28 protein-coding genes are annotated in these 26,894 nt (G+C 60.8%); 18 read left to right on the forward strand and 10 right to left on the reverse strand.

Annotated features, from left to right (window positions below; translation table 11 throughout):
* The coding region (locus tag C934_RS31835; protein WP_018855096.1) for a transposase at positions 1-171 on the forward strand (171 nt) is incomplete at its 5' end.
* Positions 172-319: 148 nt separating this feature from the next.
* Here the strand turns inward: C934_RS31835 and pcaF are convergent.
* The 3 genes from pcaF to C934_RS0110265 are packed head-to-tail and all read right to left on the reverse strand — an operon-like array spanning position 320 to position 2,946.
* The gene (gene pcaF, locus C934_RS0110255) at positions 320-1,525 is read right to left on the reverse strand and encodes a 3-oxoadipyl-CoA thiolase (RefSeq protein WP_018856629.1); all 1,206 of its coding nucleotides are present in this window, start codon (positions 1,523-1,525) and stop codon (positions 320-322) included.
* 12 nt (positions 1,526-1,537) lie between these two features.
* Positions 1,538-2,242 carry a 3-oxoacid CoA-transferase subunit B gene (locus C934_RS0110260; RefSeq protein WP_018856630.1) on the reverse strand — a complete coding sequence of 235 codons (705 nt, stop codon included), beginning with the start codon at positions 2,240-2,242 and terminating at the stop codon, positions 1,538-1,540.
* Positions 2,239-2,946, reverse strand: coding sequence for a 3-oxoacid CoA-transferase subunit A (locus C934_RS0110265; protein ID WP_018856631.1), 708 nt, complete (start codon positions 2,944-2,946; stop codon positions 2,239-2,241). The genes C934_RS0110260 and C934_RS0110265 overlap by 4 nt, the downstream gene beginning before the upstream one ends.
* A 182-nt stretch (positions 2,947-3,128) precedes the next feature.
* On the opposite strand from C934_RS0110265, the gene C934_RS0110270 reads away from it, so the two are divergent.
* Positions 3,129-3,884: an IclR family transcriptional regulator domain-containing protein gene (locus tag C934_RS0110270; RefSeq protein WP_018856632.1), complete on the forward strand. Its 756-nt coding sequence runs from the start codon at positions 3,129-3,131 to the stop codon at positions 3,882-3,884.
* On the opposite strand, the gene C934_RS0110275 is transcribed toward C934_RS0110270, so the two are convergent.
* Positions 3,881-4,768, reverse strand: coding sequence for a helix-turn-helix domain-containing protein (locus tag C934_RS0110275; protein ID WP_018856633.1), 888 nt, complete (start codon positions 4,766-4,768; stop codon positions 3,881-3,883). The genes C934_RS0110270 and C934_RS0110275 overlap by 4 nt on opposite strands.
* A 113-nt stretch (positions 4,769-4,881) precedes the next feature.
* Between C934_RS0110275 and pobA the strand changes: the two genes are divergently transcribed.
* A complete protein-coding gene (pobA, locus tag C934_RS0110280; RefSeq protein ID WP_018856634.1) occupies positions 4,882-6,054 on the forward strand; it encodes a 4-hydroxybenzoate 3-monooxygenase in 1,173 nt (390 codons plus the stop codon).
* A gap of 112 nt (positions 6,055-6,166) precedes the next feature.
* On the opposite strand, the gene C934_RS0110285 is transcribed toward pobA, so the two are convergent.
* Positions 6,167-6,595: a lipocalin-like domain-containing protein gene (locus C934_RS0110285; RefSeq protein ID WP_026371723.1), complete on the reverse strand. Its 429-nt coding sequence runs from the start codon at positions 6,593-6,595 to the stop codon at positions 6,167-6,169.
* Positions 6,596-6,663: 68 nt separating this feature from the next.
* Complete coding sequence (gene pcaQ, locus C934_RS0110290; RefSeq protein ID WP_018856636.1) at positions 6,664-7,590, reverse strand: pca operon transcription factor PcaQ; 927 nt, start codon at positions 7,588-7,590, stop codon at positions 6,664-6,666.
* 152 nt (positions 7,591-7,742) lie between these two features.
* Between pcaQ and pcaD the strand changes: the two genes are divergently transcribed.
* The 11 genes from pcaD to C934_RS0110345 all read left to right on the forward strand — a co-directional run bounded on the left by pcaD (position 7,743) and on the right by C934_RS0110345 (position 17,364).
* Positions 7,743-8,552, forward strand: a complete 810-nt coding sequence (pcaD, locus tag C934_RS0110295; protein WP_018856637.1) for a 3-oxoadipate enol-lactonase — start codon at positions 7,743-7,745, stop codon at positions 8,550-8,552.
* The gene (gene pcaC, locus C934_RS0110300; protein WP_018856638.1) at positions 8,549-8,953 is read left to right on the forward strand and encodes a 4-carboxymuconolactone decarboxylase; all 405 of its coding nucleotides are present in this window, start codon (positions 8,549-8,551) and stop codon (positions 8,951-8,953) included. The genes pcaD and pcaC overlap by 4 nt, the downstream gene beginning before the upstream one ends.
* A gap of 10 nt (positions 8,954-8,963) precedes the next feature.
* Positions 8,964-9,713, forward strand: coding sequence for a protocatechuate 3,4-dioxygenase subunit beta (gene pcaH, locus C934_RS0110305; protein ID WP_018856639.1), 750 nt, complete (start codon positions 8,964-8,966; stop codon positions 9,711-9,713).
* Positions 9,713-10,327, forward strand: a complete 615-nt coding sequence (pcaG, locus tag C934_RS0110310) for a protocatechuate 3,4-dioxygenase subunit alpha (protein ID WP_018856640.1) — start codon at positions 9,713-9,715, stop codon at positions 10,325-10,327. Before pcaH ends, pcaG begins: the two co-directional genes overlap by 1 nt.
* 63 nt (positions 10,328-10,390) lie before the next feature.
* The gene (locus tag C934_RS0110315) at positions 10,391-11,440 is read left to right on the forward strand and encodes a 3-carboxy-cis,cis-muconate cycloisomerase (protein ID WP_018856641.1); all 1,050 of its coding nucleotides are present in this window, start codon (positions 10,391-10,393) and stop codon (positions 11,438-11,440) included.
* Between the two features lie 126 nt (positions 11,441-11,566).
* Positions 11,567-12,739 carry an ABC transporter substrate-binding protein gene (locus tag C934_RS0110320; protein WP_018856642.1) on the forward strand — a complete coding sequence of 391 codons (1,173 nt, stop codon included), beginning with the start codon at positions 11,567-11,569 and terminating at the stop codon, positions 12,737-12,739.
* Positions 12,740-12,837: 98 nt separating this feature from the next.
* Complete coding sequence (locus C934_RS0110325) at positions 12,838-13,701, forward strand: branched-chain amino acid ABC transporter permease (RefSeq protein WP_018856643.1); 864 nt, start codon at positions 12,838-12,840, stop codon at positions 13,699-13,701.
* Position 13,702: 1 nt separating this feature from the next.
* Positions 13,703-14,713: a branched-chain amino acid ABC transporter permease gene (locus C934_RS0110330; RefSeq protein ID WP_018856644.1), complete on the forward strand. Its 1,011-nt coding sequence runs from the start codon at positions 13,703-13,705 to the stop codon at positions 14,711-14,713.
* The gene (locus C934_RS0110335; RefSeq protein ID WP_018856645.1) at positions 14,710-15,474 is read left to right on the forward strand and encodes an ABC transporter ATP-binding protein; all 765 of its coding nucleotides are present in this window, start codon (positions 14,710-14,712) and stop codon (positions 15,472-15,474) included. Before C934_RS0110330 ends, C934_RS0110335 begins: the two co-directional genes overlap by 4 nt.
* Positions 15,455-16,171 (forward strand): ABC transporter ATP-binding protein, encoded by a 717-nt coding sequence (locus tag C934_RS0110340; protein WP_018856646.1) that lies wholly within the window; start codon positions 15,455-15,457, stop codon positions 16,169-16,171. The genes C934_RS0110335 and C934_RS0110340 overlap by 20 nt, the downstream gene beginning before the upstream one ends.
* A gap of 362 nt (positions 16,172-16,533) precedes the next feature.
* Positions 16,534-17,364, forward strand: coding sequence for an MBL fold metallo-hydrolase (locus tag C934_RS0110345; protein ID WP_018856647.1), 831 nt, complete (start codon positions 16,534-16,536; stop codon positions 17,362-17,364).
* On the opposite strand, the gene C934_RS0110350 is transcribed toward C934_RS0110345, so the two are convergent.
* Together C934_RS0110350 and C934_RS0110355 are read right to left on the reverse strand one after the other, a co-directional pair.
* Positions 17,361-18,110, reverse strand: coding sequence for a polysaccharide deacetylase family protein (locus C934_RS0110350; protein ID WP_018856648.1), 750 nt, complete (start codon positions 18,108-18,110; stop codon positions 17,361-17,363). The genes C934_RS0110345 and C934_RS0110350 overlap by 4 nt on opposite strands.
* A complete protein-coding gene (locus C934_RS0110355) occupies positions 18,107-19,195 on the reverse strand; it encodes a glycosyltransferase family 4 protein (RefSeq protein ID WP_018856649.1) in 1,089 nt (362 codons plus the stop codon). Before C934_RS0110355 ends, C934_RS0110350 begins: the two co-directional genes overlap by 4 nt.
* Positions 19,196-19,388: 193 nt before the next feature.
* Between C934_RS0110355 and C934_RS0110360 the strand changes: the two genes are divergently transcribed.
* Both C934_RS0110360 and C934_RS0110365 read left to right on the forward strand, forming a co-directional pair.
* A complete protein-coding gene (locus tag C934_RS0110360; protein WP_018856650.1) occupies positions 19,389-21,110 on the forward strand; it encodes an adenylate/guanylate cyclase domain-containing protein in 1,722 nt (573 codons plus the stop codon).
* Complete coding sequence (locus C934_RS0110365; protein WP_018856651.1) at positions 21,107-21,982, forward strand: FkbM family methyltransferase; 876 nt, start codon at positions 21,107-21,109, stop codon at positions 21,980-21,982. The genes C934_RS0110360 and C934_RS0110365 overlap by 4 nt, the downstream gene beginning before the upstream one ends.
* On the opposite strand, the gene C934_RS0110370 is transcribed toward C934_RS0110365, so the two are convergent.
* The gene (locus C934_RS0110370) at positions 21,983-22,462 is read right to left on the reverse strand and encodes a class I SAM-dependent methyltransferase (protein WP_018856652.1); all 480 of its coding nucleotides are present in this window, start codon (positions 22,460-22,462) and stop codon (positions 21,983-21,985) included.
* 126 nt (positions 22,463-22,588) lie between these two features.
* On the opposite strand from C934_RS0110370, the gene C934_RS0110375 reads away from it, so the two are divergent.
* Positions 22,589-23,767 carry a DUF3095 domain-containing protein gene (locus C934_RS0110375; protein WP_018856653.1) on the forward strand — a complete coding sequence of 393 codons (1,179 nt, stop codon included), beginning with the start codon at positions 22,589-22,591 and terminating at the stop codon, positions 23,765-23,767.
* On the opposite strand, the gene C934_RS0110380 is transcribed toward C934_RS0110375, so the two are convergent.
* A complete protein-coding gene (locus tag C934_RS0110380; RefSeq protein ID WP_198011810.1) occupies positions 23,757-25,112 on the reverse strand; it encodes a nucleotide sugar dehydrogenase in 1,356 nt (451 codons plus the stop codon). The two genes, C934_RS0110375 and C934_RS0110380, sit on opposite strands and share 11 nt — an antisense overlap.
* 430 nt (positions 25,113-25,542) lie before the next feature.
* On the opposite strand from C934_RS0110380, the gene C934_RS0110385 reads away from it, so the two are divergent.
* Positions 25,543-26,886 carry an adenylate/guanylate cyclase domain-containing protein gene (locus C934_RS0110385; protein WP_018856655.1) on the forward strand — a complete coding sequence of 448 codons (1,344 nt, stop codon included), beginning with the start codon at positions 25,543-25,545 and terminating at the stop codon, positions 26,884-26,886.
* The last annotated feature ends 8 nt before the right edge of the window (positions 26,887-26,894 follow it).

The raw sequence follows: 26,894 nt of genomic DNA on the forward strand, positions 1-26,894 counted from the left end.
GAGACGGTCGAGCGCTCGTTTGCCGATGCCAAGCAGCTTCACGGGCATCGCTATGCCCGCTTTCGAAGTCTCACCCGCGTCGCATGCCAGTGCCTGCTGGCTGCAGCCGCCCAAAACATCAAGAAGATCGCCATGGCGCTCACCAAGCCACCCAGACCAGCCATCGCATGAGGGCCAGAGGCCGCCAACTTCGCCCCGCCTCAGAACCCAACTAAAACAACCAACGTCCAAAAAACAAACCCGCCGAAAATATCGACGGGTTTGTCAGCAGTCTGACGGCGCGGACGATCTCCGCGCCGTTTTCGTTTGGCGATGGAAATCAGACGCGCTCGAGCGCGATGGCAATCCCCTGGCCGACGCCGATGCACATGGTCGACAGCGAGTAGCGCCCACTGGCTTCCCGCAGTTCCATTGCAGCCGTCCCCGTGATGCGCGCGCCGGACATGCCGAGCGGATGGCCAAGCGCGATGGCGCCGCCGTTGCGGTTCACACGGCCGTCATCGTCGGCTACGCCGAGTTCGCGCAGAACCGCCAGACCCTGCGAGGCGAATGCCTCGTTGAGTTCGATGACGTCGAACTGATCCTGCGTCATGCCAAGCCGTGCCATCAGTTTGCGCGATGCCGGAACCGGGCCGATACCCATGATGCGCGGCGGCACGCCGGCAGCCGCTCCGCCCAGAATGCGGGCGATCGGTGTCAGTCCATACTTTCTGGCAGCAGCTTCGCTGGCAATGATCAGGGCGGCAGCGCCGTCATTTACACCGGAGGCATTGCCTGCTGTCACTGTCCCGCCCTCTTTCTTGAAGGGTGTGGCAAGCTTGGCAAGCGCTTCCATTGTCGTCGCGCGCGGATGCTCATCCTTCTCCACGACGACAGGATCGCCCTTGCGCTGGGGGATGGTGACGGAGGTGATTTCCTTTGCCAGCCGGCCATTGGCCTGCGCGGCCGCGGCCCTGGCCTGGCTTCGAACCGCAAAGGCGTCCTGATCCTGGCGCGAGACCTTGTAGTCCTCGGCGACGTTCTCGCCGGTCTCCGGCATGGAATCGACGCCGTACTGCTTCTTCATCAAAGGATTGATAAAACGCCAGCCGATCGTCGTGTCGTAGATCTCTGCGTGGCGGGAGAATGCCGTTTCCGCCTTCGGCATGACGAAGGGCGCGCGCGACATGCTTTCAACGCCGCCTGCAATCATCAGTTCGGCTTCGCCTGCCCTGATGGCGCGGGCAGCCGCGATGATGGCGTCCATGCCAGAACCACAGAGGCGATTGATGGTCGTACCTGGCACCGAGACCGGCAGGCCCGCCAGCAGCGAGGACATGCGAGCGACATTGCGGTTGTCTTCGCCGGCCTGGTTGGCGCAACCGAAGATCACATCGTCAACCGCTTCCCAGTCGACATTGCCGTTGCGCTCAATCAGCGCCTTCAACGGCACGGCGCCGAGATCGTCAGCGCGAACCGCTGACAGCGAACCGCCGAAGCGCCCGATCGGGGTGCGGATATAGTCACAGATATAGGCTTCGGTCATCAGGCTTCTCCCTTAGAGTTCCGGGACGACGAGATCGGCAACCGGACCGTCGATGTAGAGGGGCGCGCCGGTCATCGCCTGCAATTCCTCGAGCGTCATGGCGGCAAGCTTCTCGCGCAACACGAAACGGCCTTCCACGATGTCGATCACGGCATGGCTCGTATAGACGCGGGTGATGCAACCGACCCCGGTCAGCGGGAAGGTGCATTTGTCGACAAGCTTCGGCTCGCCGTTCTTGGTGACGTGCTCGGTAATGACGCAGACCTGCTTGGCGCCGTGCACGAGATCCATGGCGCCACCGACCGCCGGCACGCCCTTGGCGCCGACCCTCCAGTTGGCGAGGTCACCATTCTGCGCCACCTGGTAGGCGCCGAGGATCGCGACGTCGAGATGGCCGCCGCGAACCATGGCGAAACTGTCGGCATGGTGGAAGAAGGCCGAGCCGGGCTTCAGCGTCACCGGCCGCTTGCCGGCATTGATGAGATCCCAGTTCTCCTCCCCGGCGGGCGGTGCCTCGCCGAAATCGAGGATGCCGTTCTCCGTATGGAAAATCGCCTGGCGGCCTGGCGGCTGATAGCGTGCCACCATTTCCGGAAAGCCGATGCCGAGGTTCACATAGGCACCGTCGGCAATGTCCTGGGCTGCGCGCCATGCGATGCTGGCATTGGAAAGCTTGATGTCTTCGCGGGTGTTGATGATGCTGATATCGACGGTCATTGATAGACCACTCCGGCTCGAACGAGCTCTTCTTCCTGGGCGGGATTGGCGACCTCGACGACACGGTCGACGAAGATGCCGGGGGTGACGACATGCTCTGGGTCGATGCCGCCGGCGGGAACGATGCTGGAAACCTGGACGATGGTCTTGCCCGCCGCCATGCACATCAGCGGATTGAAGTTGCGCGCCGCCTTGTTGTAGGTGAGGTTTCCGTGGGTGTCGCCAACATGGGCCTTGACGATGGCGAAATCCGCCTTCAGCCAGCGCTCCTGCACATAATGCCGGCCGTCGAATTCAGCGATGACCTTGCCCTCGGCAAGTTCGGTGCCGTAACCCGTCGGCGTGTAGAAGGCCGGGATGCCGGCGCCGCCAGCGCGGATGCGCTCGGCAAGCGTTCCCTGAGGCACCAGCTCCAGCTCGATCTCTCCCGCAAGATACCTGTCCGTGAAGGCGCGCGGGTCGGACGAGCGCGGGAAGGAGCAGATCATCTTCCTCACCATGCCGGCGTCGATCATCGCGGCAATCCCGATGCGGCCGTTGCCGGCATTGTTATTGATCACCGTGAGGTTCTTCGGCCCCTTGTCGATCAGGGCGTGGATCAGTTCGATCGGCGCGCCAGACCCGCCGAAGCCGCCAATCATGACGGTCGCTCCGTCTCCGATTTCGGAGATGGCCTCAGCCGTGCTCCCGATAGTCTTGTCCATGCTGGATCACTCCTTGCCGGCGAGATGCTCCTCTGCGCCCTTCACCGATGGATAAAACGCGGAGGCAGGGCGGGCAAGGCATTTTGTGCGGTATTTGACATTTGTTCGTATATCGCACAAAATAATAGGCGCTGGCATTCTGACCGGGATCTAGCAACAAGCCCGCGAGCAAAGGAGGAACCATGCGAGAAACCGATTTTGTCAGCGGCTTTGCCAGAGGACTGAAGGTCATCGAGGCGTTCGAGGAGACCCGCCAGCGGCTTTCGATCGCCGACGCCGCGAAGCTGACCGGCCTCGACCGCGCCACGGTGCGCAGGTCGCTGCTGACGCTGGCCGAACTCGGCTATGCCGAATATGACGGCAAGTTTTTCGCCCTGACGCCCAAGATTCTGCGGCTCGGGCACTCCTATCTCTCGGCAACGCCCCTGCCCGTCCTCATCCAGCCGCATCTCGATCAATTGTCGGAAAAAGCCGGGCAGAGCGCATCTGCCTCCGTGCTCGATGGCACGGAGATCGTCTATATCGCCCGCGCTTCGCAGCGGCGTGTCATGTCGATCAACCTGACACCGGGCAGCCGCCTTCCAGCCTTCTGTGCCTCGATGGGGCGCGTCCTGCTGTCAGCGCTGCCGGAGGCCGAGGCCAGGGCAGTCCTTGCCCGCACCGACCTCAAGCAAAATACGCCAAACACCAAGACCGACGTCGAGGAACTGATGGCGGAGTTTCGGCGTGTGCGCGATCAGGGTTACGCCGTGATCGACCAGGAACTGGAAATAGGCCTCTGCTCCATTGCAGTTCCGGTCGAAAACGATCGCGGGCAGACGGTGGCGGCAATCAATATCGGCGCACCTGCAGCCCATGCGCCAGCCGCGGAAATGCCGGCTCGCTACCTGCCGCTCCTTCGAGAGACACAGAAGGCGCTCAGCCTCGTGCTGCGCTAGACACCAAGCTTCGCACGCTCCGCCATGCGCCATGATCGAGGCGTCTGGCCAGCCTGTTTGAGGAAGAAGCGCGAGAAATAGGCGGGGTCTGAAAACCCGAGCCGGTAAGCGATCTCCTGGACGCTGCCAAAGGTGAAGACCAACTCGCGTTTTGCCTCATCGAGGAGCTTTCGGGCAATCAACTCATGCGCACCGTAACCGCTCGTGGCGCGCACGATCCGGTTCAGGTGGGTCGGCGAGATGCCGAGCGCCCTGGCATAGAAAGCTGCCGGCTGGTGCGATTTGAAATGCCGCTGGATCAGGCCGTGCAGCAGCTCCATGCGACGTTCATTCTCGTCGGCGGCCGCCTCGTCGTCCTGTCTTTCAGAGGAGAGACGCGCGGTCAACAACAATGCCGACGTCAGATAGGACTCCAGCAGGTCGTTGCGCCCGCTTTTGCGCTGCGCGAATTCGCGTCCGAGCCGCTGCAGGCAGGCAGCCACGTAGCGCGCTTCCTCATCGTGCATGTCGAGCCTCGTCAGATGCGGCGATGCCATCCACTCGCCGAGGCGGCTGCGGTCGCCGGGGATGGCCTTCAGATGCGAGCTCAACACCGTGATGACGAAGCCGTCGATGTCCCTGGAGAAACGAAAACCGTGATCGAGGCCGGGGGGAACGGTAATGACCGACTGACCTTCGATCGGGTGCCAGGCGCCTGAGAACATTGCCTCGCCGGAGCCGCTATCAATGTACAATATCTGAAAGAAACTGTCGTGGCGATGTGGCCGGATCTCGAAATGATGCAGGCTGCTGCGGGCGGGAATTGTTTCGCAGTGCAGCCAAAACTCCGGCTTCCTGCCGGTATTCTCGCCGTAGAGCTCGTAGGTCGGCACAATCGTTACCATTCCTGCCTCCATCACCCGATGTTCGCTTTGTGCAATTTCATGATGGATTTGTCCATTGTTGATGGCGCCTTGCCCGGTCAAGATTTGACAAAAGACAAGTGCGGGAGGACACCATGCGCACCAAGGTAGCCATCATTGGCTCCGGCCCTTCAGGACTTTTGCTTGGCCAGTTGCTGACGGAAGCCGGCATCGACAACGTCATCCTGGACCGCGTTGGCAAGGATTACATCCTTGGCCGCGTACGCGCCGGCGTGCTGGAAGAAGGAACCGTTGGACTTATCGATGAGGCAAAGGCTGGCGCGCGCATGCATGCCGAAGGTCTTTCGCATGACGGCTTTTCCCTTGCCTTCGATGGGCGCGACCATCGCATCGACCTGTTCGGTCTGACCGGCGGCAAGCGCGTCATGATCTACGGGCAAACGGAAGTCACCCGCGACCTGATGGAGCGACGCGAAGCCAGCGGCGCACTGACGATCTACGAGGCAGCGAATGTCAAGCCGCACGATTTCGATGGATCGGCCCCTCACGTTACCTACGAAAAGGATGGTGCCACGCGCCGCATCGACTGTGATTTCATCGCCGGCTGTGACGGTTTCCATGGTGCCAGCCGCAAGGCGGTTCCCGAAAAGTCGCTGCGCACATTCGAGAAGATCTACCCCTTTGGCTGGCTTGGAATTCTGGCCGAGGTCGCTCCCGTCAACCATGAGCTGGTCTATGCCAACCACCCGCGGGGATTTGCGCTCTGTTCCATGCGCTCGGAGCATCGCAGCCGCTACTACATCCAGTGTCCACTCGATGAAAAGGTCGAGGATTGGAGCGATGACCGCTTCTTTGACGAACTTCGCCGCCGCCTGCCTGCGCATCATGCCGACGCACTTGTGACCGCGCCTTCCTTCGAGAAGTCGATCGCACCGCTTCGCTCCTTCGTTGCCGAGCCGATGCGCTTTGGCCGCATGTTCCTTGTCGGCGACGCCGCTCATATTGTTCCGCCGACCGGTGCGAAAGGCCTCAATCTCGCCGCGAGCGACGTGCATTATCTGTTCTCGGGCCTGATCGAACACTACCAGGATCGTTCGAACGCAGGCATCGACACCTACTCCCAAAAGGCACTCGCCCGGGTTTGGAAGGCGGTCCGTTTCTCCTGGTGGATGACAACGATGATGCACCGGTTCCCCGATACCGGTGATTTCGACCAAAAGATTCAGGAAGCCGAACTCGACTATCTGACGCATTCACGCGCAGCTTCGACTGCGCTCGCGGAAAACTACGTCGGCCTTCCCTACTAGCTTCCCTTCCGCCATCCACGGAAGGGGTGCACGGAGAGCGGCGGTGGTTCATGCGTCCCACCGCTGCTCGCCCATCGATCGGGACCTCTGTCGGCTGGCAGGCTTGCTGGCGTCAGACCTTGCGGAATTCGAGTTCGTAGACGACTTCCTCGCCGTTCTTTGGATCGACACCAGGTGCGCCGCTGATGACAAGCCTGTTGCCGTCGATGGAGAACGGCCGGATCAGGTCGCTGACGCCCCAGGCCGGATTCCAGCTCGCATCGACATGGTGCACCACGCGTCCATTCTCGAAGGTGTAGGTTCCGGCATAGGCGAGCATGGAATCGAACAGCGCGACCTTTTCGGCGTCCGTCGGGACGTCGCCTTTCAGCGCTGGCCGTTCGCGGCTGACGACCACAGCCATTACCCGGCCATCCGGATGATAGGAGAGATATCCGACGGGGTCGGGTCCCATCGCATTCGTAACCACCCCGGTCGCAACAGCGCGGCGCGTCCAGGATACCATTCTCCATGTTCCATGTAATGCGGCTGCACTTCCCATAGTGTGGCTCCCACGCGCAGTTGCATGAGCTGGACGATACCACGCAGGCCGTATCCGCAACAGGGTCGCTAGATCTTGGCGGCAACCTCTGTCGCCGCCTCCCGCAATGTCTGCATGAGGATCGAAAGCGGCAGCGAGGGAATGGCGTCCGTGCGCATTGTCAGTCCAACCGGTCCTTTTGTTTCGCTGGTGTCAATCGGCAAGACTTCCAGGAGGCCGTCGGCGACATCGGTTGCGACCACACCTGTGGAAATGATCCAGATGGCGTTGCTCGACCGTACGAAGGCGCGGCCAAATGAATCGGAGACCGTTTCGATCTGGTTCGGCAGGCTTGCGACGCCATTGGCAATCAGGAAGCTTTCCACGAAGGGGCGAATGATCGAGGCGCGCGTCGGCATCAGCACGGTATATTCACTGAGGTTCGAAAACAGCGACTGGCGCGATTTCAGCAGCGGATGGCCTGCACGAACCGCAAAGACGACCTGTTCCGAGTAAAGATGCTCGAAGGAAAAGCCGGCCATCTTTTCCGCGCCGGCAAGCCGCCCGACGACGAGATCGAGGTCGCCGACGCGCAGCTGCTCCAAGAGCACCGCATTCTCTCCCGTCACGATCTTGATGCGGCTCCAGGTGTTTTCCTTGAGGAAAAGCTCCATGGCGCGCGGCATGATCCGCGTCGAAACCGTCGGCAAGGCGCCGATGCGGATCGGCGGGGCCTCGCCGAAACGCTCCTGGGATACCGAATCAAGGCCCTGGCGCAAGGCGGTGAGCGCTGCTCCCGCATGGCGCAGAAAAACGTCGCCATAGCGGGTGATCTTGATGCCGCGCCCGTCGCGCTCGAAGACGGCAACGCCAAGCACCTCCTCCAGTTCGCGGATCGTCTTCGTCACCGCCGGCTGGCTGACATTGAGCAATCCGGCTGCCTTCATCACGCTTTTCTGCCGCGCCACCTCGACAAATGTCTGTAGATGACGAAACTTCACCCGACTGTCGATCATGGATTTCATAACTCCGGAGTTATCGAAATGCCACGAAATATCATTTTACCTAACCAGATTAAACATCCAATTTGAACCAGGGTCTGTGTCGGCCCCTCTCATTCAAGTCGGCCGCGACTTGCATGGAGACCGGCACGGAGAGGAGATTTGCCGTGCAGTTTGCCCGTATCAACGACATCGCGATCCACTACCAGCTGATCAGCGGCCCCGCTGACAAGCCGGTCATCGTCTTTGCTAATTCGCTTGGCACCGATTTTCGCATCTGGCGCGACGTGATCGTACGACTGGCCGGGGACTACGCGATCATTGTCTACGACAAGCGAGGCCACGGGCTTTCCGATGTCGGCCAGGTTCCCTATTCGATCGAAGATCATGCTTCCGATCTTGCCGGCCTGCTCGATCTTCTGGCGGTCAAGCAGGCCTTCATCTGCGGTCTTTCCGTGGGCGGGCTGATTGCTCAGGCGCTCTACAAGGCGCGGCCCGACATGGTGCAGGGACTGATCCTTTGCGATACGGCGCACAAGATCGGCACCACCGAGAGCTGGAATACACGGATTGCAACCGTCGCCAGCAAGGGTATTGCGAGCATTGTCGACGGCGTCATGAAGCTCTGGTTCACGCCGGCTTTCCGGCGACCGGAGAACACGGCCTATCACGGCTACAGCAACATGCTCGTGCGCCAGCCGGTGGAAGGCTATCTTGCCACCTGCGAGGCAATCCGCGATGCCGACTACACGGACGTGGCCTCAAGGATCAACGTTCCGACGATCTGCATTGTCGGTGATCAGGACGGCTCGACGCCTCCCGATCTCGTCAAGTCGACGGCCAGGCTCATTCCCAACGCCCGCTTCGAGATCATACGCGATGCGGGCCATATCCCTTGCGTCGAGCAGCCGGAAGCGCTGACGGCAATCATCCGCGCATTCATCGATTTCGCATTGCAGGGAGAAAAGAGCCCATGAGTGAACTCCACCAGCCGTCGAAGCGCTTCGAGCAGGGTATGGCGACGCGCCGTGCCGTGCTGGGCGATGCCCATGTCGATCGCGCCGAATCAAGCTCGACCCCGTTTGACAAGCCGTTCCAGGACCTGATCACGGAAGCGGCCTGGGGACATGTCTGGTCGCGCCCGACACTGACGCGCCGCGAGCGGTCGATCGTGACGATCGCGCTTCTGGCAGCACTTGGCCAGGACGACGAGGTGGCGATGCATGTCCGCGCCACCGCCAACACCGGCGCCTCGCGCGATGATATTTGCGAAGCGTTGCTGCACGTGGCGATCTATGCCGGCGTTCCCGCCGCCAATCACGCCATCAAGATCGCCAAGCATGTTTTCGAACAGATGGACGCCGGCAAGGCGGCCTGAAAGGCATAGGATGTCCGATCTTCCCAACCGCATTCCCGAAACCGGCGCATTCTTCGCGCGAGACCGCGAATGGCATGCACCTGCCTTCACCCCAGGCTACAAGACCTCGGTCCTGCGTTCGCCGCAGCGCGCGCTGTTGTCGCTCGACGGAACGATTTCGGAAATCACAGGGCCGGTCTTCGGCCACTCCGTCATCGGTGAGCTCGACAGCGATCTGATCCACAATTTCGCCAGGCCGGGCGAAAGTGCCATCGGCGAGCGCATTGTCGTCCACGGCCGTGTGCTCGACGAACGTGCACGCCCGGTACCCGGTGCCCTTGTCGAGTTCTGGCAGGCCAATGCCGGCGGGCGCTATCGGCACAAGAAGGAAACCTATCTCGCCGCCATCGATCCGAACTTCGGCGGATGCGGGCGCTGCATCACCGATGAGCATGGTCAGTATGCGTTTCGCACGGTTCGCCCGGGAGCCTATCCCTGGCCCAACGGCGTCAACGACTGGCGCCCGGCCCACATCCACTTCTCGATCTTCGGCCATGGCTTTTCCCAGCGTCTGATCACGCAGATGTATTTCGAGGGTGATCCGATGATCTGGAAGTGTCCGATCGTCGGCACGATCCCCGACAGACGCGCCATCGAGCAATTGATTGCGCCGCTCGACTGGGGCAATACGATTCCGATGGATGCGCGCGCCTACAAGTTCGACATCGTTTTGCGCGGCCGCCGCTCGACGATGTTCGAAAACCGCATGGAGGGGAACTGATGGTTCAGGAACTCGGCTATCTCAAGGAAACGCCCTCGCAGACGGCAGGCCCCTATGTCCATATCGGCCTGACCCCGAACTTCTGTGACATCAAGGGCGTCTATGAAAATGACCTCGGAACGGTGATGGTCAACGACAAGACGCTTGGCGAGCGCATCACGGTGACAGGCCGCGTTTTTGATGGTGCCGGTGCCCTGGTGCGCGATGCAGTCATCGAAATCTGGCAGGCCGACGGCGCCGGCCTCTATAACAGCCCGTCGGAGATGCGTGGCACGGCAGATCCGAACTTTACCGGCTGGGGCCGTTGCCCGACACGCGCCGAAGATGGCGTTTTCACCTTCGACACCGTCAAGCCGGGCCGCGTTCCCTTCAAGGACGGCCGCAAGATGGCGCCACACATCACCTTCTGGATCGTCGCACGCGGCATCAACATCGGCCTGCATACGCGCATGTATTTTCCAGAAGAAGCCGAGGCCAACAAGGCCGACCCGCTGCTTCTGCGCATCGAGCACCGGGAACGCGTCGACACGCTGATCGCCCAACGTGACGGATCGACCTATACTTTCGACATCCGGCTGCAGGGCGACCGGGAGACCGTGTTCCTCGATATCTGACCGCAGGGACTTGCGTTAAGGCCATTGCAGGCGCAGTTGTCGGTCGCAGCAAGAAAGACACCGATGACCATCTCAGCCTTTGATCACCCGTTTCTGTCCGGCCTGCTCGGCGACGAGGAGACGGCTTCGTATTTCTCCGCGGCGGCAGATATTCGCGCCATGCTCGGGTTCGAAGCAGCACTTGCCAGGGCCGAGGCCGTTCACGGTCTGATTTCGCATGAAGCGGCACGCCATATCGGCATGGTCTGCGCAACGTTTGAGCCAAATGTCCTCAATCTGAGAACGGCCACGGCCCGCGACGGGGTTGTCGTTGCCGATCTCGTCAAACAGCTGCGCGAGGCAGTCGGGGAGCCGTACTTTGATTGCGTTCACCTCGGCGCCACGAGCCAGGATGTCATCGATACCAGCCTGATGGTTCGCCTGAAGGCAATCGCGTTCCTGTTTTCAAATCGGCTCACGAAGCTTGCCAAGGTGTTCGACAGTCTCAACGCGCAGTTCGGGAAAAGCGCTTTGATGGGGCGGACCCGCATGCAGGCTGCGATCGCGATCACAGTCTCTGATCGTCTTCGCGCCTGGCGCGCACCGCTTGCCGGTTATCGGGACCGGCTGACCGAACAGGGCTTTCCCCTGCAGTTTGGCGGGGCAGCCGGTACTCTCGACAAGCTTCAGGATCTTGCCCCGGCCGTGCGCTCAGCACTGGCCCAGGAGCTCGGCCTCTCAGACACGCCGCAATGGCAAAGCCAACGCGGGGTCGTCACGGATTTCGCCAATCTGCTGTCGCTCATCAGTGGCAGCCTTGGCAAATTCGGGCAGGATGTCGCGCTTCTGGCGCAGGCGGGCGATGAGATCGAGCTATCCGGGGGTGGTGGTTCGTCAGCAATGGCGCACAAGCAAAACCCGGTCGCGGCCGAAACGCTCGTTGCTCTGGCGCGCTTCAATGCGACCCAACTCTCCGGCATGCATCAGTCGCTGGTGCACGAACAGGAGCGATCGGGCGCGGCGTGGACGCTGGAATGGCTCATTCTGCCGCAAATGGTCATGGCGACCGCCACTTCGCTTCGCCTGGCGCTTGAACTGGCCGGCAATATCAAGCGAATTGGGCACAAATCATAACCCTTGGGGTATGATTTTTGCCGTTTATTTCATTTTACATTACCGTTTTGAATGAGACACTATCGCCAAGGCTTTAGCTGTGAACTAAAGCGGCGTAGGAGTGCGCCATCGTCAATGGGAGGATTTATGAAACGGTTTGTTCTGGCCGCCGTTGCGGCAGTCGTCATGAGCACAGCGGCCTATGCCGATACCATCAAGGTCGGCGTCGTCGGGCCGTTCTCTGGTCCGTTCGCCCTGCAGGGCAAGAACTTCAAAGCCGGTATCGATGCCTACATGGCGATCAACGGCAACAAGGTCGGCGACAACACCGTTGAAGTGATCTATCGCGATCTGCCCGCGGCCGACCCGGCGCAGTCGAAGGCGCTTGCGCAGGAGCTGGTCGTCAAGGAAAAGGTCCAGTACCTCGCGGGATTCTATTTCACGCCTGACGCGATGGCCGTGACGCCGATCCTGAAGCAGGCGAATACGCCGCTCGTCATCATGAACGCGGCCACATCGGCAATCGTCACCAAGAGCCCGCTGGTGGTGCGCACCTCGTTTACCACGTGGCAGACCTCGACGCCGATCGCCAAGGTTGCCCATGACGCCGGCGTCAGCAAGGTCATCTCCGTTGTCAGCGACTACGGTCCGGGCGTCGACGCCGAGAATGCCTTCAAGGCGGCCTTCGAGAAGGAAGGCGGTCAGGTCGTCGAGGCAATCCGCATGCCGCTCTCGACCAACGATTTCAGCCCGATCATGCAGCGCATCAAGGATTCCGGCGCGCAGGGCGTTTTCGCCTTCCTGCCATCCGGTCCGACGACGCTCGGCTTCGTCAAGGCCTACAATGAAAACGGCCTCAAGGCTGCCGGTATCAAGTTCTTTGCGCCAGGTGACCTGACGCAGGAATCCGATCTTCCGGCACTTGGCGATGCTGCTCTCGGCATCCAGACAACCTTCCATTATGCCGTCTCGCATGATTCGCCGGAGAACAAGGCGTTTGTCGAGGCTGCAGCCAAGGCAATCGGCAGCAAGGCGGAACTGTCCTTCCCTGCTGTCGGTGCCTATGACGGCATGAACGTCATCTACAAGATGATCGAGGCGACCGGCGGCAAGCAGGATGCAGCCAAGGCAGTCGAGGCAGTCAAGGGCCTGACCTGGGTCAGCCCGCGCGGTCCGGTCTCGATCGATCCGGAAAGCCGCCATATCACGCAGAACATCTACCTGCGCGAAGTCACCAAGGCCGATGATGGCACCTATTACAACAAGGAAGTCCAGACGTTCGAAAAGCAGGGCGACCCTGGCCTTGCGGCTGCGAAGTAACGACCTCTGACATCTGTAGCGGACCGGGATGCTTGCGGCGCCGAGCGCGCTCTCAGCACCGCAATGCCGGCCCGCTCCAACAGCATCGGGATAGCCTCATGCAAACAGTCTTCAGCATAGCCGTCGATGCGCTTGCCTATGGTATGGTGCTGTTCGTCATCTCGATCGGTCTGTCGGTAACAATGGGATTGATGCGCGTCGTCAATCTCGCCCACGGCGCCTTCGCCATGATCGGCGGTTACATCGCGTCCTATGCCGGGCGCGATCTCGGGCTCGGTTACGGTGTTGCGGTGCTTGCCGCTGTCGTTGGGACCGTCATCATCGCAATTCCTGTCGAACGCTTTCTCTACAGGCGGATTTATGGGGCGCCAGAGCTGACGCAGGTGCTGATGACGATCGGCATTACCTTCTGCATCATCGGCATTGCCAATTACGTGTTTGGTCCAACCCTGAAGACGATCCCGCTGCCATCGGGATTGCAGGGCTCGGCGGACCTTGGCTTCCGAACCATCCCTGTCCACCGCCTGTTTGCTATCCTGTGCGGTCTCGCAGTCGCGGGCGGACTTTGGTATGCGATCGAAAGGACCAGCTTTGGCGTGAAGCTGCGCGCCTCCGTCGACAATGCGGCGATGGCGGCGGCACTCGGGGTACGCACCGAGATCGTCTATGCGCTAAGCTTTGCCGTTGCCGTTGGCCTTGCCGCGTTCGGCGGGGTTGTCGGCGCCGAACTGCTGCCGGTCGAACCCTACTACGCGCTGCGCTATATGGTGACCTTCCTCGTGGTCGTTTCGGTCGGCGGTGCGGGGTCCATCCCGGGCGCATTGATCGCCTGCCTCGTGCTCGGCGGCATCGATACGACAGGACGCTACCTGATGCCGGAATTCGGCGAATTCTTCTTCTACCTCGCGGTCATTGCGATCATCTGCATCTTCCCGCGCGGTCTGGCGGGAAGGACGAAATAGAATGGCTGCCGTCATGAACACCGAAGCAGGCGTTTCCGCCTCTGCCCGCCGCCACCGATCGCTCGGCCGTGATGCGGCAGGCGCTGTGGCGATCCTGGTCGTTGCTGTCATCGGCTACTTCCTGTTTCCTGACAATCTTGCGCTGCTTACCCGCATCGTCGCGGTCGCTCTGCTTGTTCTTTCGCTTGATCTTGTCACGGGCTATTGCGGCGTCGCGACGCTTGGACACGCGGCCCTCTTCGGTTCGGGCGCCTATGCTGCAGGTATTCTCTCGGCGCATTATGGCATCAATGATCCGCTGCTGATGACCCTTGCGGGCATCGCTGGCGGCGCTGTCGCGGGACTGATCAGCGGTGTCATTATCCTGCGTGGCCATGGCCTGCCGCAACTCGTCCTGTCGATCGCGCTCATCCATCTCTTCCACGAGTTCGCCAACAAGGCATCCAGCTGGACCGGCGGGAGCGACGGTCTGTCGGGGATCTCTGCCGACCCTATCCTCGGATATTTCGAATTCGATCTCTACGGCCATACCGCCTACGTCTTTGCGATTGTCCTGCTGCTCATCGTCTTTGTGCTTCTGCGCCTCATCGTGCGCTCGCCCTTCGGCATGTTGTGCCGTGGCATAAAGGAGGATCCGTTGCGCATTAAGGCCATGGGCGCCTCGCCAAAGGCTGCCCTGATGAAAATGTATGTGATCTCGGGTGCGGTCGCCGGCGTCGGTGGGGCACTTAACGCCATCACCACACAGGTCGTTGGCCTCGACAGCCTCTCCTTCACCCTGTCGGCGGAGTCACTGGTCATGCTCGTTCTTGGTGGCACGGGCTCACTGTTCGGCGGGCTTTCCGGCACGGTGATCTTCATGCTCTTCGAGGACTATGTCTCAGCGGCAAATCCATTCCACTGGTTGACGATGGTGGGCGCGCTTTTGATCGCCGTTGTCCTGTTCGCGCCGAAGGGGCTCTACGGCTCCGCCGCAGCCTTCTTTAACCGCAGGAAGGAGGCGGGACAATGAACGCCGTCTTCGAAGTTGCCAACCTGAAGAAATCCTTCGGCGGCCTTGCCGTGACAAACGATGTCTCGCTGTCGATGGCGCCGGGCGATCGCGTGGCGCTGATCGGACCGAATGGTGCTGGCAAAACGACCTTCGTCAATCTTGTGACCGGCAACTTGCAGCCCGATTCCGGCGATGTCCGGCTTGCGGGCGAGACTGTCACGAAAGTTGGTGCCAATGGCCGTGTCAAGCGCGGCCTGGTGCGGTCCTTCCAGGTTACCCGGCTCTTCCTCGAGATGACGTCGGCCGAGCATGTCGCCCTTGCCATCCTCCAGCGTCAAGGACGCACGGGGCGCATGTTCGGGAATTTTCTTGCCATGCCCGATGTTATGGATGAAGTCTGCGAGCTGCTCAGTACGCTGGGGATCGCCCACCTCATGCATCGGAAGGTGAATGAGATTGCGTACGGCCAGCAGCGGCTCCTGGAAATCGCCGTTGCGATGGCCCTGCGGCCAAAGGTGCTCCTGCTTGACGAGCCGGCCGCCGGTGTTCCCCAGAGTGACACCGGTCGCATCGAGCAGGCGCTCGCCGACCTGCCCGCCGATCTCGCTGTGTTGATGATCGAGCACGACATGGATCTTGTTTTCCGTTTCGCCAGGCGCGTTGTCGTTCTCGCGGCAGGCACGATCATCTTCGATGGATCGCCCGCCGACGTTACCAAGGATGCCCGCGTTCGCGAGGCCTATCTCGGGAGCTATGCCAATGCCAGCCACGCCGCTTGAGGTCGAAAACCTGTCGGCCGGCTACGGGCCGACACGGGTTCTCGAAGGCATCTCATTCTCCGTTCCATCAGGCGCGCGCCTTGCCGTTCTAGGCCGCAACGGAATGGGCAAGACCACCCTGCTTGCGACGCTCGCCGGGCAGACCAAACGCTACGACGGCACGATCCGGATCGGTGGTGCCGACGTGACGGCCATGCCAAGTGCGTCACGAGCGCACAAGGGACTGGGCTATGTTCCGCAGGCGCGCTGCATCTTTCCGACATTGACGGTGGAGGAGAACCTCTTCGTCGGCCTCAAGGGCCGGCCGAAGAGCGCGCTTGAGGAAGCCTATGGCATGTTTCCGCGCCTGAAGGAGCGACGCCGCAATCTTGGCAACCAGCTTTCGGGCGGCGAACAGCAGATGCTGTCCACGGCACGCACGATCCTTGGTCGTCCGTCGGTGCTTCTGCTTGACGAGCCGCTGGAGGGCCTGGCACCTGTCATCTGCGAGGAGCTCATGGCTGCGTTCGCCGAGCTCGCGAAGACCGGCGACATGACGATCCTGCTGGTTGAACAACGCATCCAGAGCGCGCTTGATTTTGCCGACCATGTGATCGTGCTGGAGCGCGGGCGCCTCGCCTGGGCCGGTACGCCAAAGGCGCTGTCGGACGATCACGCGACTGTCGAGCGCTTGCTTGGCGTTGGCGGTCTGCATTAGGCGGAGCAACCAGGGGGCACGATCGTCGTCCTGCCCCGTGGCCAAACCGCACGCGGCGCTCTCATACTATTGGCGGAGAAGCACTCAATTGTATTCCGGCAGTCGAGAAACCATCTAATAGACAGGCAATGCGGGCCATGCCGTCTCCTATCTTGTCAGGCGCATCGTCCGTTTACTGAAAACAAACCTTAAGCAGTTGCGTTCTGGCGTGAAAACCGATTGCTTAGAAATATCTACCATTCTGCTCGCAGCTGGTAGAAACGGCACGAAGGATACGGGTCGCCGACAAAACTCAACGCTTCGCTTGTTCGTCAAAGTATGATTACCATGGCGTAGAGAGGTCGGCCCATTTTGAAGACGCGATGAGTAAAGATCTGTTTCAGGTAAAGTTTTGGGGCGTTCGCGGCAGCATCCCGGTCTCGGGCCCCGAATTCGATCGCTATGGCGGCAACACCTCGTGTATCGAAATCCGCTGCGGTGAACACCGGATGATCTTCGACGCCGGCTCAGGCGTGCGCGAAGCCGGGCTTGCCATGCTCAACGAGGATGTCAGGGATGTCGACCTGTTCTTCAGCCACTGCCATTACGACCACATCATCGGCCTGCCCTTCTTCAAGGCCATCTACTATCCGACGATCGACCTGACGATCTGGTCGGGCCATCTCGACGGCAAGATGAGCACACGCGAGATGATCGAGCAGTTCATCAGCCCGCCGTGGTTCCCGGTCAAGACCGACATCTGCCAGGCGACGATGAGTTTCCGCGACTTTCACGCAGGCCAGACGCTGGAGCCGCGGCCCGGCGTCAAGATCAAGACTTTCATGCTGAACCATCCGGGCGGTGCGATCGGCTACCGCATTGAATGGCAGGGGCGCTCCGTCGCCCTGATCTACGATATCGAGCATATCCCCGGCGTTTACGATCCGGTTGCGCTTGAAATGATGAAGGACGTCGATCTCGCCGTCTATGATTGCACCTACAACGAAGACGAGATGCAGCGCTTCAAGGGCTTCGGCCATTCCACCTGGCAGCATGGCGTCGAACTGGCCAAGATGGCGGGTACCAAGCAGTTTGCCTTGTTCCACCATGCTCCATCGCGAACCGACACGCAGCTCGAGCAGATGGAACAGGAGGCCAAGGCAGCATTTCCAGGAGCTTTCGCCGCAAGGGACAATCAGGTCCTCGAAATCTAGTCCAGCAGATCGCGCGCCGACATCCAGGCGGCGCCCGGATGTTTGCCGGTCTCCTGGAAGAGGCGGGTCAGGAATTTCCACTCCGGCGGGCCGTGCACCAGATGGTGGGTGAGAATGCCAACCGGCTCATCGTCCCTGGAAAAGCGTGCCTTCAACTCTGCAACCAATTCCGCGACCAGATCGGCATGCGGGCGGTTCCCACGCTGTCCGCGCTGGTTTACGACGTCGACATGCGTGTTCAACAGGCGGATCGGGCTGTGAGCCGTGGTCCTGCCGAATATCGACAGCGCATCAAAACCCTGTGCTCCAAGCAGCGGGATGAGCTCGGCGCTAATCCTGTTCCAGGGCGGCACGAGCATTGGAACGAGCCTGGGGCCGTAAAGGCCCTGAAGGGTGACAAGGCCATCGCGCAATTCGCCGAGTACGAGGTCGGCCGGCCGATGGCGGCCGAGCTCCTGTTTCTTTTCCTCCGGGCCGGCATGGTTTGCATGTGACCAGCCGTGAACGGCGACAAGGATATGGTTTTCGCGCAACAGGCGCGTTGCCAGTGCTTCGCCGGTCGAGGCTGGAATGACGGCGATGGTCAGCGGGACGGAAGCTTGACCTGTGATCGCGAGCAGGCTCTCGAGTGCGTCGGTCGGCTCGATCGCGTCGTCGTCGCGCAACCAGAGCCGTGCCCTTCGACCTGCGTGCTGCCAGCGGTCGAATTCCCTCCGGAGGGACAGCCAGATCTGATCGTCGGTCATGCTTCTCGTCTCACGTAAGTCCGCAAAATGGTGTCGAGGGCGTTCGCCGCGACCTTGAGCGAACGTTCTTCCAGAACGAATTGGCGCGCATTTGCACCCGTTGTCGAGCGCCTGCCTGGATCGTCGAGCAAAGCCGCTATTGCCGCGGCAAAGCCAGGCAGATCGCCGTCGGCCGTCAGATAGCCAGTCGTGCCGTCGATGACCACCTCCGGAACGCCCGCCGTCCTCTGGGCGACCACCGGTAACCCGGCCGCCTGCGCCTCCAAATAGGCAAGCCCATAGGCTTCCCCACAACCCGGCCACACATAGATGCCGGAGCGGCTGAGTTCAGCAGCGATTTGTCTGCCGTTCAGCTCTCCGAGCCATTCAATACGGCCCGGTTCGAAGGCGCCAAACAGTTGCTCCACGTCGGCCCGCATCGCCCCATCACCGGCGATCGCCAGTGTCCAGGCACGATCGCCAAGCAGCCTCAGCGCCTTCGCCAGCATCGTGTAGCTCTTGATCTTGTCGCCGCTGCGCATCATCGCGACGGCGATCAGCCGTTGTGGCTTTGCCTGATGCAGGGCGGTCTCGAAAAGCGCAGTGTCGATGAAGGGCTTGAGTACGGCGAACGAGCCGGTCGGCAGGACTTCTGCCAGCCCCGCCCTGTCGCGTTCCGTAAGAGCGATGTTGACGGCGGCGCTACGGGCTCCGTCCACAACCAGTTTCTGCAGCGGTGCCCAATCGGTGGCGTCCCGCTTCGCCGAATAGGATGCCTCGGCCGTGACGTAGGGAATGGCGAACTCCCGGCAGAGCGTCGGTCCGAAGAAATCGGGTGACTTGTAGTAGGGATGGTAACAGAACCAGAGATCCGGGCGCAGCCCGCCTGACCAGTCGTTGCGGAGACGTTGCAGTTCCGCGTGTCCCGCCGACCATAGCCCGGCGGCATCCTCGGCGGTCGCAGCAAAACTGCGAAACTCCGAGACGACCTCGACGGAATGTCCGGCCAGCTCCAGAGCCCTCATGATGAGGCGCGCCATCAGACGGTCACCTGAGGGAACGGGATGGTTCGGGGACTTCAATGGCGCATAGAATGCAACCCGCATCAAAGCGCCTCCGTGGACACACACTGTTTACAATCGATGTCTGGGCTTGCCACGAGAAATTCCGCTATTGTCGGCTTCCTTAGGTTTTGCTGATAGCATGTGAAAGGCGATCACAATCAGAGACGGCGGCAATTCCACCTCAATTCCGTCCTCTCTATTGTATTTGTCATTTGGTATTCAAGAACGGGAATGAATGGCGACGGTCGCTGCCACCAGTATTTTTTCAGAGCGGACGATCAGAAGAGCTCGGCTTGGTTCCGGCCTCGTCATGTTTCTTTTTGTCCTGCTGCATCTGTCCAACCATGCGCTGGGTCTGATCTCCGTCCCGGTAGCCGACGATGGGCGGAGGCTATTCCTGGCGATCTGGCGCAATCCTGTCGGAACCGTCGTCCTCTACGGCGCCGTCCTCGTTCACATCACGCTGGTGCTGAGGGCCGTTTACAGGCGCCGCAGCCTTGTCATGCCGGCGGGCGAGATGACCCAGATCGTGCTCGGGATCGCGATCCCGCTGCTGTTGATCGACCATGTCATCGGCACGCGGATCGCCCATACGCTGTTTCACTACCGGGACGACTACGAGACGATCGTTCGGTTGCTCTGGATTACCTCTCCTGGCAACGGATGGCGCCAGATCATCGCACTGCTTGCCGTCTGGATCCATGGCTGTATCGGCCTGCATTTCTGGCTTCGCTACCGGCCTTGGTACGACACCATCGCCGCCATGCTTCTCGCGGTCGCGATCCTCTTGCCGGTGCTTGGCATACTCGGCTTCATTGAAATGGGAAGGACGATTGCGGAGCCGGCCTTCGAGGGCATGGTCAACACCGACCGCTATCTCGAGAATCTCAACACGCGCTATTACTCGAACCCTGAGGCTCAACGCCAGCTTACCATGATCCGCGCCGGCCTCTACGGCTCGTTTTCGGGCGCGCTTTTGATCGTCGTCGGCGCGCGGACATGGCGACGGTGGAGGGAGCGGGTCAATCAGATCACAGTGCGCTATCCGGGTGGCGAAGCGATCAGCGTGCCGCGCGGCTTTACGGTTCTGGAGGCAAGCCGGCTCGGTGGTTTGCCGCACTATTCCGTCTGCGGCGGCAAGGGGCAATGCTCGACCTGCCGCGTCCAGATCCTTGGCCGATACGAGGATCTGCCGCCGCCTGACAAGCTTGAGCAAACGACGCTGAAGAGGATCAAGGCAGCACCCGATGTGCGGCTTGCCTGCCAGCTGCGGCCAAATCATGATGTAACCGTCGCACCACTGCTCGTCGCGGCACCAGAGGCGACATTGCCGCCAAACGCACAGGAAACCAGCCCCGGACGCGAGCGTGAGATTACGGTTCTCTTCTGCGACATTCGCCACTTCACGTCACTGACGGAAATGCGCCTGCCCTTCGATATCGTATTTTTGCTCAACCGCTATTTCGCCCTGGTTGGAAACGCGGTTGAAAAGGCAGGCGGCCGTGTCGACAAGTTCATCGGTGACGGCGCCATGGCGCTCTTCGGCATCGGCAGCGCGCCTGAAGAGGCATGTCGTCAGGCGCTTGCCGCGGCAGCGGCCATCGTTCGCGACATCGAAAAGCTCGGCGTCGAGCTTTCGGACGAACTATCCATGCCGCTTCACATCGCCATCGGAATTCACACGGGGCCCGCCGTCGTCGGAACGCTCGGCTATGGCCGGGTGCGCAGCCTCACGGCGATCGGCGACACCGTCAACGTTGCAAGCAGGCTGGAGACCGCAGCCAAGGAATTCGATGCGGCCATCGTCATATCCGACGCGGTCGCAAGCCTTTCCGGGGCCGACACGGCGGGTGTGGAAAGCCGTGAAATCAGCGTGCGCGGTCGCGCCCTGCCCTTGAAAGTCTATGTGATTCCGAGCGACAAGGCCGCTGAACTGATCGAAGGAAAAGACGCATGACGAGCCGCGGCTGGCTCAACACCAAATTCTGGCAGAAACGGCTGCGAAAGGCGCGCAACGCTGTCGCAAAAAGGTTCTTCAATACTCGCACCGGCAGGCGGTTGCTGATCGAGAGCATCGGGCCGCGCGTCGTGTCGATGACGGTCGATGCTGGCGATCATCTGATGACCTTCTCGCCGTCCGACTACATTGGGCGTAAGGTCTTTCGAAAGGGGCACTTTGAGCGCGAGCATGTGGACCGCCTGATTGCGGTGCTGCGTGAGCGCGGGCTCATGCACGGGCGCTATCTTCTGGAGATTGGCGGCAACATCGGGACGCAGACCGTCTATTTCGCACTGAGCGGCGCCTATGATCACATCGTCAGCATCGAGCCCGATCCGCGCAACTTCCCCCTGCTGCAGACCAATATCCGCCAGAACAGGCTCGATCAAATCGTGACGCTGGTCAACTGTGCCGCCGGGGCGACGGCTGGCGAGATCGACTTCTTCATGAATGCCGACAATCACGGCAAGAGCAGCGCGTACCGGAAAAGTGCAAGCGACCAGAAAACGAGCGTCCCGGTCAGACCGGTGACCGAGATCCTCGATGAGCTTTCCATCGATCCCCTCGATATCGGTCTCGTCTGGATGGATATCGAGGGCTATGAGCCTGTCGCCTGCGCCTCGATGGCGCCGCTCCTGTCGCGCCGCGTGCCGCTCTATATGGAATTCACGCCGCTCTTTTACGGAGCGGAACAGACCCGCGAATTCATCAGGACGCTCGCCGGTTACTACGAGGATTGCCTGGTCTTCTTCGAGGAGGAAGAACAGGAGATGAAGGTCGTCAACCTGCCTGGCAGCATTGAACAGTACGACGTCTTGTTTCTTCCCTGATTATTTCCGCCGATAGAGATAGTAACGGCCTTCCTTGACTCCTGCCGGTAGCTCGAGCGGCTCCAGTTCCGGGCGATCCAGCGGCAGACCGCTGACGGCGATGCCATTCTTGGCAAGCACGCCCGCCATGAGTTGCGGCAGCCAGGTCAACGTGACGGCATCGATATCGTCATGCCCGGTGCCGATATCGGCATGGGCGAGTGCCGCTCCGATTCCCAGAAAGGCCTGGCCGGATTCGCGGATATCGCCGGTCACCATATTCTCCGCCGGAGGTGTCGAAGACGAATAGGAGCGAACGTCACGGTCGAAGGCAACGATGCGACGATCGGGAAAATGCTCGCGCAGGTGATCATAGGTGCGGCCATTGCCAAGGCCGAATTCCAGAACCGGCCCCTCGGTGCCGTTCACCAGCTCGACGATCGCATTCAATATGTCGCGTTGAGCCGTCAATCGGCGGATGAAGCTGTCCAGGCGGCTCATCTATGTTCTTGTCCATTCAATCGTTTTTCGAAAGCGGTGCTAGCACATGAAACTGTATGAAGTCGATTGCCGTAGATGGGAAAATGGCGTTGCAGTTACAGCATGGGTCTGTGCTAGGCTTCTCAGATGAACGACATCTCGAATGAAAGATTCTTTGCCGACGTACCCGTTTTCACCGATTTCGAGCGGGTAACCGATACGAGCAACTATCACCCGCTACCCGACGGCTGGTTCCTGGCCCTTGCCGACATCGTCGGTTCGACGCAGGCGATCGCCGCCGGCCGCTACAAGGACGTCAACATGGCGGGCGTCAGCGTCATTTCAGCCGTCCTGAATGCGGTTGACAAGGGCGACTACCCGTTCGTGTTTGGCGGCGATGGTGCCGTGGTTGCGCTGCCGGGGAACCTCGAGAATGTGGCGCGAAGTGCACTGGCGGCTACGCAGCGATGGGTAGAGGAGGAAATGGGCCTGACGCTGCGCATTGCGGTCGTCCCCCTTTCCGATATTCGCAAGGAGGGCCTGGACGTTCGCGTCGCCCGTCACGCCGCCAGTCCCTTCGTAACCTATGCCATGTTTGCCGGCGGCGGAGCCAGCTGGGCCGAGCGCCAGATGAAGGCCGGACGCTATGGTGTCGAGCCTGCACCGCCAGGGACGCGGCCGGATCTGACCGGTCTCTCCTGTCGGTGGAGCCCGATTGCGGCGCATAACGGCGAGATCGTCTCCATTATCGCCGTACCGGCCGAGGGCGGGCGCCCCAGCCCGGAGTTTCGCAAGCTCGTGATGGACGTCGTGGCTATCTCTTCAGAACAGGGCCGTGGCGGCCACCCGATTCCCGTGGATGGCCCTGAATTTGCCTTTTCACTGCAGGGCGTTGATCGTGAGGCACAGGCAACCGCACTGCCGGGAAAGAGACTGCTGCGGAAGGTGATCATCCTGTTGCAGATCGCGCTTATCGTCGCGCTCCACAGGCTCGGCATCAAGCTTGGCCGTTTCGACGCCCGGCGCTACACCCAAGACGTCTCCGGAAATTCAGATTTCCGCAAGTTCGACGACGGGCTGAAGATGACGATCGACGTCGATGCCGACCATCTTGGCCGGATCCAGGCGCTCCTCGAAGAGGCGAAAGCAAAGGGCATTGCCCGTTACGGCCTGCACCGGCAGTCCTCGGCGCTGATGACCTGTTTTGTCCCGACACCGGTGTCACGCGACCACGTGCACTTTGTCGACGGTGCCAGCGGCGGCTACGCCGTCGCTGCCAGCCAGATCACGGGCAAGACACTGCCAGCAGTCGATATTACGCCTTGACGATGTGGTCGGCAAACAGCCCGAGGCGTGTGAAGACATTGCGGGTGTCTATGATCAGCGGCGCATTCTCTGCGATCACCGCATAGTCGAGTTGATCATGGTCGGTTGCGACAAGAACTGCATCGTAGGCTTCCAGGGCCCCCGGCGTCAGATCGACCGATTTCCGGCCCTTCAAATGCTGATATTCGCGCGTCGAGGGGATCTCACCGACATGGGGATCGTGGTAGTCGGCCTTGCCGCCGCGCTCTTCGATGATCTCCATCAGGCGCAATGAAGGGCTCTCGCGAATGTCGGCGACGTTCTTCTTGTAGGCGAGGCCAAGGATCAGGACCCGCGAGCGGCTGAGCGCCTTGCCGGCCTTGATGTCGAGTGTTTCGGCGAGTTTGCCGACGACATAACGCGGCATTGCCGAATTGATCTCGCCAGCGAGCTCGATAAAGCGCGTCGGCAACTCGTATTCGCGGGATTTCCAGGTGAGGTAGAAGGGATCGATCGGAATGCAGTGGCCGCCAAGGCCCGGGCCCGGGTAGAAGGGCATGTAGCCGAAGGGTTTGGTCTTGGCCGCGTCGATCACTTCCCACACATCGATTCCCATGGCGGCGTAGACGGTCTTCAGCTCGTTGACGAGCGCGATGTTGACCGACCGGAAGATGTTTTCGGTCAGCTTGACGGCTTCTGCAGTGGCGTTGGAAGACACCGGCACGACGGTTCTGACCGCAGCGCCGTAGAAGCTCTTCATCAGCGCCAGGGCCTCTGCGCCATCGCCGGCGACAACCTTCGGAATTGTCGCCGTATGATAGTGCTGGTTGCCCGGATCCTCACGCTCGGGCGAGAAACCGATGAAGAAGTCGCGGCCGGATTTCAGGCCGGTTTTCTCCAGGATGACCTTGACGACATCGTCCGTGGTGCCCGGATAGGTCGTCGATTCCAGCACCACAAGCTGGCCGGCACGCAGATGAGCGGCAATCGACCGAGAGGTTGCCTCCACAAAGGAAAGGTCAGGATCGCGATGCCTGGTGAGCGGCGTCGGAACACAGATGACAATGATGTCGCAGGCCGCAAGCCCGGCAAAATCCGTCGTCGCCGAAAAGCGCCGACCGTCAATTTCGGCTGCGAGGTCGTCGCTTGCGACCGCATCGATATAGGAACGCCGCGCATCCAGGGAGACGATCTTGTTGGGGTCGATGTCAAAGCCGGTGACAGCAAAGCCGCTGCGGGCAATGGCGATTGCCAGCGGCAAGCCGACATAGCCGAGCCCAATCACACCGGCTCGGGCATTGCGGGTTTCGATCTTGTTTGAAAGGACGTCGTAGGTGGAGGAACTCGCCAAGGCAGGTCTCATCATAGTGCTGAAGGTACCTTGATCTAATGTAAGAGCGCACCAATTGAAACCCGCCGCCAAATCGACGTCCGTTGATGTGCCGCGAAGACTCGCGCTGCGGCTGTGCCTCGATCCTCCCGCAGTCCCGACCAGTGTGACCAAAAAGGCGCGGATGCCCCAAGAGATTTCATTGCAGGGTCAGAAAATGCTCAGATACCATTGTTTGGGATTGGCCCCGTGCCTATTTAAATCGAATAACGAACCACGAGAAAGGACTGCCTATCCTGCCCACTTTATCAAGGGTTTGACAGGTGCCGCTGCCGGGTTCCCGGCAGATCGTTGACACAATATTACCGCTCGTCCATCCTCCTTCCCGCCCTGCGCACGGCGTTGCTGCAGGCAGGGTTGCGACGCTTTTCATGAATGGACGTGCTTTATGAGGATACTACCAAGAATGGGCACGATCGAATCCAGCGTATCCTCTATTTTGTTGGATCGGGTCGCTGAATGGCTGACGAATTCGTCGCTGGCCGGAGATGACCTCGAAAGCATCGTTCGCGGATTCTGCGAGCGTATTGCGGCGGCAGGGCTGCCGATCGCGCGCGTGCATCTGACCTTTTCGATGCTGCACCCGCTTTACGACGCATTGAGCTTTACATGGCGACGCGCAAGCGGTGTCACGATCGAGGGTTATCGCCATGCCGCCGGGCAGAAGCCGGACCGCTTCTTGCAGAGCCCCTACTACTATCTCCTGGACAATAACCTGCAGCACATCCGTCGCCGTATACCGGCCGATGGCCCCGCCGAATTCCCGGTCTTCCTCGATCTGCGCGATGAGCGCATCACCGACTATCTGGCTTTCGTCCAGCCATTCGGCGATGGCTCGGTTCAGGGCATGATGGGCTCATGGTCGACGGATAGCCACGCCGGCTTCTCCGACGACATGATCGATGCCCTGTTGCGCATGCAGAACCATCTTGCCGTTGCCGCGAAGATGGCGGTTCTCGGCAAGCTCGCCAACAATATGCTCACCACCTATCTCGGCGGCGATGCGGGAAAGCGGGTGTTGAATGGCCAGATCCGCCGTGGCGACGGCGAGACGATCCGTGCGGCTCTCGTCATGGGCGATATGCGTCAGTCGACCGTGTATGCCGAAAAGGAGGGGCGGCAGGCCTACATCGATACGCTGAACCAGTTCTTCGACGCCATCGCTGCGCCATTCAACCGCAATGGCGGTGAGATCCTGAGCTTCCTCGGTGACGGCTTCCTGGCCGTCTATCCCTGTGGCCGGCACAAGGATCCATCCAAGATTGCCTGTCAGGCAGCCCTTTCCGCGGTCCACCAGGCGCAAGCCCGTGTCGCGGAATTGAACCGGGAGCGACTGGATGCCGGCCTGACCAAGGTTTCCTACGGGATCGGCCTGCACGTCGGCAACGTCATGTTCGGCAATGTCGGCCTCAAGGATCGCCTGACTTTTTCGGCGTTCGGCTCGGCCGTCAACGAGGTCCAGCGCCTGCAATCGCTGACGAAGAAATATTCGAGCGAGGTCATAGCAAGCCAGGCCTTTGCCGGCTACTGCGGCGGTGAGTGGCGCACTCTCGGCGAGGAAAAGCTCCGCGGCATCCGCCAAAAAGTCACGGTCTTGCAGCCGCATGTGCCAGCACCCGTCCTGCATGTCGAAGAGAATTTCCGCGAGGTCGCACCGGCCGCACTTTCCGAGGCGGAACAGGTCATTCTGCTTCATCGCGATGCTCGCAAGCAGGCCAAAAGACCGACGGTGGAGGAATTCGTCCAGTAGAGATACCA

This window comes from Rhizobium sp. 42MFCr.1 (assembly GCF_000377185.1).
Lineage (GTDB): Bacteria > Pseudomonadota > Alphaproteobacteria > Rhizobiales > Rhizobiaceae > Rhizobium > Rhizobium altiplani.